Annotated in this window: 7 protein-coding genes and 2 tRNA genes; 6 read left to right on the forward strand and 3 right to left on the reverse strand. The window is 55.1% G+C overall.

Going from position 1 to position 7014, the window contains the following annotated elements:
- Positions 1-74 (forward strand) — tRNA-Asp (locus Q0M74_RS12205).
- Between the two features lie 71 nt (positions 75-145).
- Here the strand turns inward: Q0M74_RS12205 and Q0M74_RS12210 are convergent.
- Both Q0M74_RS12210 and Q0M74_RS12215 read right to left on the reverse strand, forming a co-directional pair.
- Positions 146-517: a hypothetical protein gene (locus Q0M74_RS12210; RefSeq protein WP_293954859.1), complete on the reverse strand. Its 372-nt coding sequence runs from the start codon at positions 515-517 to the stop codon at positions 146-148.
- Positions 518-772: 255 nt separating this feature from the next.
- On the reverse strand, positions 773-1357 hold the full coding sequence (locus Q0M74_RS12215; RefSeq protein ID WP_293954861.1) for a hypothetical protein: 585 nt from the start codon (positions 1355-1357) through the stop codon (positions 773-775).
- A 217-nt stretch (positions 1358-1574) separates the two neighbouring features.
- On the opposite strand from Q0M74_RS12215, the gene Q0M74_RS12220 reads away from it, so the two are divergent.
- Positions 1575-2015 (forward strand): hypothetical protein, encoded by a 441-nt coding sequence (locus Q0M74_RS12220; RefSeq protein ID WP_293954863.1) that lies wholly within the window; start codon positions 1575-1577, stop codon positions 2013-2015.
- Here the strand turns inward: Q0M74_RS12220 and Q0M74_RS12225 are convergent.
- Positions 2008-3771, reverse strand: coding sequence for a hypothetical protein (locus tag Q0M74_RS12225; protein WP_293954865.1), 1764 nt, complete (start codon positions 3769-3771; stop codon positions 2008-2010). The genes Q0M74_RS12220 and Q0M74_RS12225 overlap by 8 nt on opposite strands.
- Before the next feature lie 144 nt (positions 3772-3915).
- Here Q0M74_RS12225 and Q0M74_RS12230 point away from each other — a divergent pair, with 144 nt between their 5' ends.
- The 4 genes from Q0M74_RS12230 to Q0M74_RS12245 all read left to right on the forward strand — a co-directional run bounded on the left by Q0M74_RS12230 (position 3916) and on the right by Q0M74_RS12245 (position 7013).
- A complete protein-coding gene (locus Q0M74_RS12230) occupies positions 3916-4485 on the forward strand; it encodes a hypothetical protein (protein WP_293954867.1) in 570 nt (189 codons plus the stop codon).
- A gap of 221 nt (positions 4486-4706) precedes the next feature.
- Positions 4707-5897 carry an ADP-forming succinate--CoA ligase subunit beta gene (gene sucC, locus Q0M74_RS12235; protein WP_293954869.1) on the forward strand — a complete coding sequence of 397 codons (1191 nt, stop codon included), beginning with the start codon at positions 4707-4709 and terminating at the stop codon, positions 5895-5897.
- A 37-nt stretch (positions 5898-5934) separates the two neighbouring features.
- A complete protein-coding gene (gene sucD, locus Q0M74_RS12240) occupies positions 5935-6822 on the forward strand; it encodes a succinate--CoA ligase subunit alpha (protein WP_293954871.1) in 888 nt (295 codons plus the stop codon).
- 117 nt (positions 6823-6939) lie between these two features.
- Positions 6940-7013: transfer RNA gene (locus tag Q0M74_RS12245), tRNA-Asp, on the forward strand.
- Position 7014 lies beyond the last annotated feature (1 nt).

The raw sequence follows: 7014 nt of genomic DNA on the forward strand, positions 1-7014 counted from the left end.
GGCCCTGTGGCGCAGTTGGTTAGCGCGCCGCCCTGTCACGGCGGAGGTCGCGGGTTCAAGTCCCGTCAGGGTCGCAGTGCAAGAGCCGGAGTTATCAGATTGAATCTGTTAACTCCGGCTCTTTTGTATTCTGTTTTATATTTCGTCAGCGTTGTCTTTCCATGGTGAATCTTCCCTCCGGGATTTCCATCGTCGCCAGGTCACCTTCGCAGGTATAAGGAATATCTCTGAGATGTGTAGGTTCGGGAATTTGGTTCATTTCAAAGTCTGCTGCGGAGACTGTCAACATGGAGCCCAGTTCCAGGTCTGCAAATGAGATAGTCCCGTTGCCCAGTGTGTACTCGCCCAGATCTATCCCATCGCGCCTGATGGTGATCTGTTCACCCTGATCAGAGGATACCAACCGCCATTCACGGTATTCAGTGGTGAGCGCCCCGTTTGGGTCATACGTGAGCAGCACTGCACCGGTGACCTCATTGAGAGCTTCTCCTCCATATCCGCTGATCATGGTCCGCATGAATTGATTATCCGCTAACCAGGTCCTGTGAAGGCACCCGGCGGATGATGGCAGCAGGGGTGCTTCGCTGTGTGCTACTTCAATTGGTTCTGGTGGTGGGGCCGTAGGCGCGTCCAGTGCCACATCCTGCAGAGCGGGCGTAGTGGATTCCACTTCCTCATCTGTTGCCGTGCATCCTGCGCCCAGGAGGGCGAGGCTAAGCGTTAGTCCGGCTACTATCCACCGCGTGTGTGCGTTCATGACCTGTGCACAAACCTATGGTTGGAGAACTTCAACGCTGGCCACATACCCGACCAGCGGAGAGACAGTGATGCTTACGGTCTGTCCGATCCGGAGTTGACGCCGTGCCTTGGAACTTCGCACGGTCCACTGCCGGACACCCTTATCTGTACGGAGGACCAGCTCTGTTCGACTCCTACGTTTGTCCATGCGGTTGGGATTGCGGTTGAACACCATTTGTTGAGCGAAGTAGGGTAGAACATCACCTATTTTGCGCTCGTCGACGCTCTCCACAACTCCGCGAACAGTCTGTCGAGGAACCAGATCAATGATACCGACTGCGAGCTGTACAAGCGCCAACAGGATCAGGCCTATAAAGGAGATGATCATGATGAACAATAGAGCCCCTAATGCGGCAAAGGCCTCTGGTGTATTTTGTGCTTCCGCCCGCAGGCCGATGACGAAGCTGCTGATGATGCTGAAGATTACAATCTGAATGACACTTTGAATGATAAGACCCAGCGGGGACCTGCCAGACCATGGCCGGAGTGATACCCCAAGAATGCGCGACCATTGGTTCACCGACGCAGTCGCGCCCATAAATCCAGAATCAGTTGTCATGATCTACTCAACCTTCTCGCGTGGCCCAGCACTGCACTGGACTACTTTTCTTCACAATAGTATTTGCTCTGTGAGTTTTCTTAGAGTCCTTCTCAGCTGTTTACCCAGCTTGGACAGGAGGTAGTCCGCTCTCATTAAAGTGACAGAGCATTCTTTAGGGTCCGGAGTGACGGTTACTTTCCATTTGCCAACCCTGGGTGAGGACATGATGAAAAGAATGACGGGTTTTGGTGCTCGGAGAGCTCTCCCCATTGCTGGAGTGTTGGCAGTTGTACCACTTGTGTTTGCCCTAGCCGGGTGTGGTTCCGATGACTCAAGTGGATCCCAGACTGTTGCCGTCGCAGAACCAGCCGCAGCGACCGAACAACAGACAAGAGACGACGTGGCAGTGGTGACAGCAGACCCCGGCGATTATGCCTTCGGTGCTGAGCGCGGTCAGATGGCTGAGGCTATTGAACGTACCTACAAATCAAATGACGCATCAGCAACCTGGGAGGGCAACACCATGGTGGTATCCATTGATGGTGACGCAACCGAAGTGGTGGGTGTAACCTCACTTTGCAGGATCCTCACAATGCTGCTCAATGAAGATGATCTTGTTGCCCTTGAATATCCGAACGGTCGAATAGATTGTGAGGAGGCACTGGAAGTTAACTAGAGCCGAGAACCGCATCTACCTCCGGGCCCGGAAGCTCATCGGTCTGCAGCTTCGCGCAGATCAGCTGAGCGTGATCCCGTATGGTGACGGCCCAGTCAGCGTAGGGTTCCTCAGCGAATGCCGCCCCACGGTAAAGTTTATAAGCCGCTTGATGGCTGTCGGCATCAGCACGTTTTGCCAGGGTGAGGAAACGTTCGAGATCAATATCCAGGTTTTTCAACTCCAACCGCGCTGATTCCCCTTCAGTGATGAGGAAATGTTGCGTGGGGAGGATACGCTCGGGATCCAAACTGCGACGGATGACGTTAACCGCCACAGAGAAGCGATTCCCCAGCCTCGACGGTGCCACACCAGGCCAGAGCACCTCCATGAATACTTCTCTGGATGTGGGCACGCCACGGGCAGCGACCAGCATTTTAAGTAATTCGCGTGCTTTGCGGGAAGTCCACTCAGCGTGAACTCCGCAGACTGACACCACATCAAACTGCCCAAGGACTCGAATCCGGGGCTGGGCCAATGCGCGGATGGATAGCTGGGCAAATCCCCTGGCCAGGCTGGTCGTCCTCGCCTCCGCGAGTAAGTCATAGGCTGGGATGTCGGTGAGTTCATGACGGAGAGCAAATTTTGCCAGCTCAATCTGAGCTTCCGTCAACCACGGTAATGCCCCGATCTGTGCACTTTTCTCCACCGCCAAGTGGAGGTGTTGCTTCGCCAGGTCCAGCATGCCTAGACGCTCTTCCAACAGGCCGAGCGTCCGTGCACCCGTTCCCCAGAAGGCGATACCAGCACCCACAGGCACCAGACGGTCTGCGAAAGGAAGAAGAATCCGCTGTAACCGCTCGGCGCGATCGCGTGGACCTTGGATTACGGCGATTTCAGCCATCACGGTGAGAGTGCACAACCAGTATCTATCCCGAGGAACCTCTTCCGGTTCCGGCAAAGAACGCAGCAGTGAACTTCCCGCAGAGGTACGGCCCTGTAAAAGCCACAACCAGGCAAGCGATGTCGGCCATAACAGTTGCTCCGGATAGGCACGCCGGGCGCGAAGAAGAACCTCTTCAACATGATCGAAACGTCCCTGCGTCCACCGAATCATCCCCATTTGGATGAAATAGACTGCCAACGATTCTGTCATCATCAGATGGTGATGCTCAGCCTGAGTTGTTGCCTGCGTGGGTACCAGCTCACGGGCTTGTCGTTCCGCAAGCTGGGTATCTCCATCCAGGATTGATCGGAGGCAGTGAAACCATTGTGCAGGACTTGCGCCCGCGCTCTGGTCACTGCCTTCGGAAGCTTCTTCCAGTAGATGGATATCAATTGAACGGAGATCCCCGGCTTCCAGGAGCCCGATGAGTAAAATGGTTAACGCTGCCCGAAGTAGATCGGCTTCGTCGGCTTGTTGCGCGATCTCCAGGATTTGGCGTGCTGCTTGGATGCGGTCCGCGGTGTGCTCCGGTGTGGGATGCGTGCTGGCCCAAGACAGTAGGGCATAACCCTGGGCGAGGTCACCACCGAGACGATCAGCCAGTTCCTGGATCTGCTGGTTGATTGCGACGGCAGCCTGAGGATCGTGGTGTTCTTTGGCAATCACGCGGGCAGTGAGAAGTTTCAGTGCATGGAGTGATTCTGTGTCGGGGAGGGACGCTAAGGTACGTCGAACACCGGCAAGATAACGGGGAACGGCATGCGAAGAAATATCGAGTGGAAAGCCGTGTTCCAGGATGTGATGTGGTGATTTGTAGTCATCGTCCTCCATGTTTTAAACATAGCCACTAAACCCAAGGCTGAACTAGGGAATCTGATTTTTCATAAATATGACACTGCGGCAATTAATGTCGGACTTTCCAACTGCTTACCGTCTGATTCCAGTGGCTCTGTATCCCAATGAGAAGGAAACGTCATGATTCTTCATGCCTCAGCTATCCGCTTAGCGGCACTTTTTGCCTCCGGTGCGCTCATATTGAGTGCCTGCACGTCTGAAACAGTCAGTGATGATAATTCCTCAGATCTGGGTTCAACACCAGAACAGGGACGGACTGTTGATACAGCCATGGATGATCCGGCGTCAGATCCATCAGATCTACCAGTAGCTCAGGAAGAAACCTGCTCCTGGGATGACCCAGTGCTTAATGCCAACGCAGTAGATATCTCCTCCGTGCAGGAAGGGGAGTTGCAGACCGTGGTGATCGGATCATGGCAGCACACCCACATTGATGAAGGTGCAGGATATGTACCGGTGGATACGGAAGACATCAGATTTGTGTTCCCCGCCGCCGATCGTCTGCTTTATTGCCAACACGTCCCGGGCATTACTGAATACGCAGAATTTGGTGCTGATGTCACCTGGGAAGACACCGCCCTCAATCTCCCCGGTGGCGCGCCGGGTTATATCGTGGAGGAGTGGGCCGATCAGGTCATGGTCTGGACTAATAGGCTTGACGGGTCCCGCTATCTGCTACAGCGCAGGTAAAGTTCCAGCTCTGATAATCAGAGCCATTTTCCTTAAAACTTCCAGAATCCGCTATATTTTGCGAAGAATAAAGTGATAGAATTCACACTTATGGATCATGGTGTTGTTCGGGAAATTTTCACACCCCTCGAACAACCCAGGGCATAGGTGGCAAAGCTGACGGAGAAATACTCCGCACCAGCTCACGAACACAGCGAACCAAGCTGAGGGCGGATTGCAACGTGGATCTATTTGAGTACCAGGCGCGGGACCTCTTTGAAGCGCACGGAGTGCCGGTGCTGAAGGGGATAGTGGCATCAACACCCGAAGCTGCAGAACAAGCCGCTAGGGAAATCGGCGGACTGACGGTGGTGAAAGCCCAGGTGAAGGTTGGTGGGCGCGGTAAAGCCGGAGGCATCCGCATCGCCGCAACATCTGAGAAAGCTTATGAATCTGCGGAGGCGATCCTCGGCATGGACATCAAAGGCCACGTTGTGGAACAGGTGATGGTTTCCGAAGGCGCTGATATCGAGGAAGAGTATTACTTCTCCATCCTTCTGGACCGTGCCAACCGTTCCTACCTGGCCATGTGTTCTGTTGAGGGCGGCATGGAAATTGAACTCCTGGCAGTGGAAAAGCCAGAGGCCCTCGCACGGGTGGAGGTCGACCCACTCACTGGAATTGATGAAGCCAAGGCCTGGGAAATTGTCACTGCTTCGGGCTTTGCCAAAGAGACCGCAGCAAAGGTCGTGCCTGTTCTACAGAAGATCTACGAGGTATACCGGGATGAGGACGCCACCCTAGTGGAAGTGAACCCCCTGGTGAAAACGGCAGAAGGGGAGATCATCGCTCTGGACGGCAAGATCACCCTGGACGCTAATGCAGACTTCCGCCATGACAACCGTGAGGTACTGGCGGAATCCGCCGGGGGGCTGGACGTATTGGAACTCAAAGCCAAGAAACATGGTCTCAACTATGTGAAGTTGGATGGTGCCGTGGGTGTCATCGGTAATGGTGCAGGCCTGGTGATGTCCACACTCGATATCGTGGCCAATGCAGGTAAACGGCACGGTGGGCAGAAATCCGCCAACTTCTTGGACATCGGTGGTGGAGCTTCAGCGGAGAGCATGGCAGCAGGGCTTGATGTGATCCTCGGGGATGAACAGGTCCGAAGTGTTTTTGTGAATGTCTTTGGCGGCATCACCGCATGTGATGTTGTTGCCCAGGGCATCGTGGGGGCTCTCACACAATTGGGTTCCTCTGCGCTCAAGCCGATTGTGGTCCGCCTGGACGGCAACAACGTGGAGGAAGGGCGGCGCATTCTCTCTGATTACAACCATCGGCTGGTCACCCTGGTCTCCAGTATGGATGAAGCCGCGGATAAGGCTGCAGAGCTGGCTGCCCACACTGACCTGGCAGATATCCACACTTGATAATCGACCACTGAGCTGAGATAGAGGGAAACACACCATGGCTATTTTTCTTGATCACAATTCCCGCATCATCATCCAAGGCATCACTGGGGCGGAGGGGTCGCTTCACGCTGCTCGCATGCTCAGGGCCGGGGCGCAGGTGGTCGGAGGTACCAACCCACGCAAGGCGGGGCAGACCGTCACCATCAATGACACGGAGCTGCCGGTCTTTGGCACGGTGTCCGAGGCCATGGAGAAAACCGGGGCAAATGTTTCGGTGGTCTTTGTCCCGCCGGCATTTGCCCGCGAAGCGATGATTGAGGCTATCGACGCCCACATCCCACTACTGGTGGTGATCACTGAGGGGATGCCGGTCCGGGATACCTCTGAAGCCTGGGCACATGCTAAGAAAGTTGATGGTGGCACCCGTATCATCGGTCCGAACTGTCCGGGGATCATCACCCCAGAGGTTTCTCTTGCCGGCATCACCCCGGCCAATATCGCAGGGTCCGGTCCGATCGGATTGATCTCCAAGTCAGGAACACTGACCTATCAGATGATGTATGAACTTTCTGATATTGGCATCTCGACCGCCATCGGCATTGGTGGCGATCCGATCATCGGTACCACCCACATTGATGCCCTGCGCGCTTTTGAGGCGGATCCGGAGACCAAGGCCATCATCATGATCGGTGAGATCGGTGGTGATGCTGAGGAACGCGCTGCTGAATTCATCAGGGAACACGTGAATAAACCGGTTGTGGGTTATGTGGCTGGCTTCACCGCACCTGAGGGCAAAACAATGGGGCATGCCGGTGCGATCGTCACCGGTTCCGTGGGAACAGCCCAAGCGAAGAAGGAAGCCCTGGAAGCTGCGGGAGTGCGCGTGGGCACCACTCCCACGGAGGCTGCGCACCTGATGAAGGAGGTCATGGTCGCGCTGTAGTATTGATAAGCCCTCTTTTTATACTTTGAGCTGCGGATTTGTGGGTCTGGATGACAACTGTGTAAGGTATTCATTTGTGCGCAGGACGGAGTTCCTCCAGAAAGTGCACGGCTTTAAGGCCCTGTGGCGCAGTTGGTTAGCGCGCCGCCCTGTCACGGCGGAGGTCGCGGGTTCAAGTCCCGTCAGGGTCGC

Origin of the sequence: uncultured Corynebacterium sp., from assembly GCF_945649885.1 — a bacterium.
GTDB lineage: Bacteria > Actinomycetota > Actinomycetes > Mycobacteriales > Mycobacteriaceae > Corynebacterium.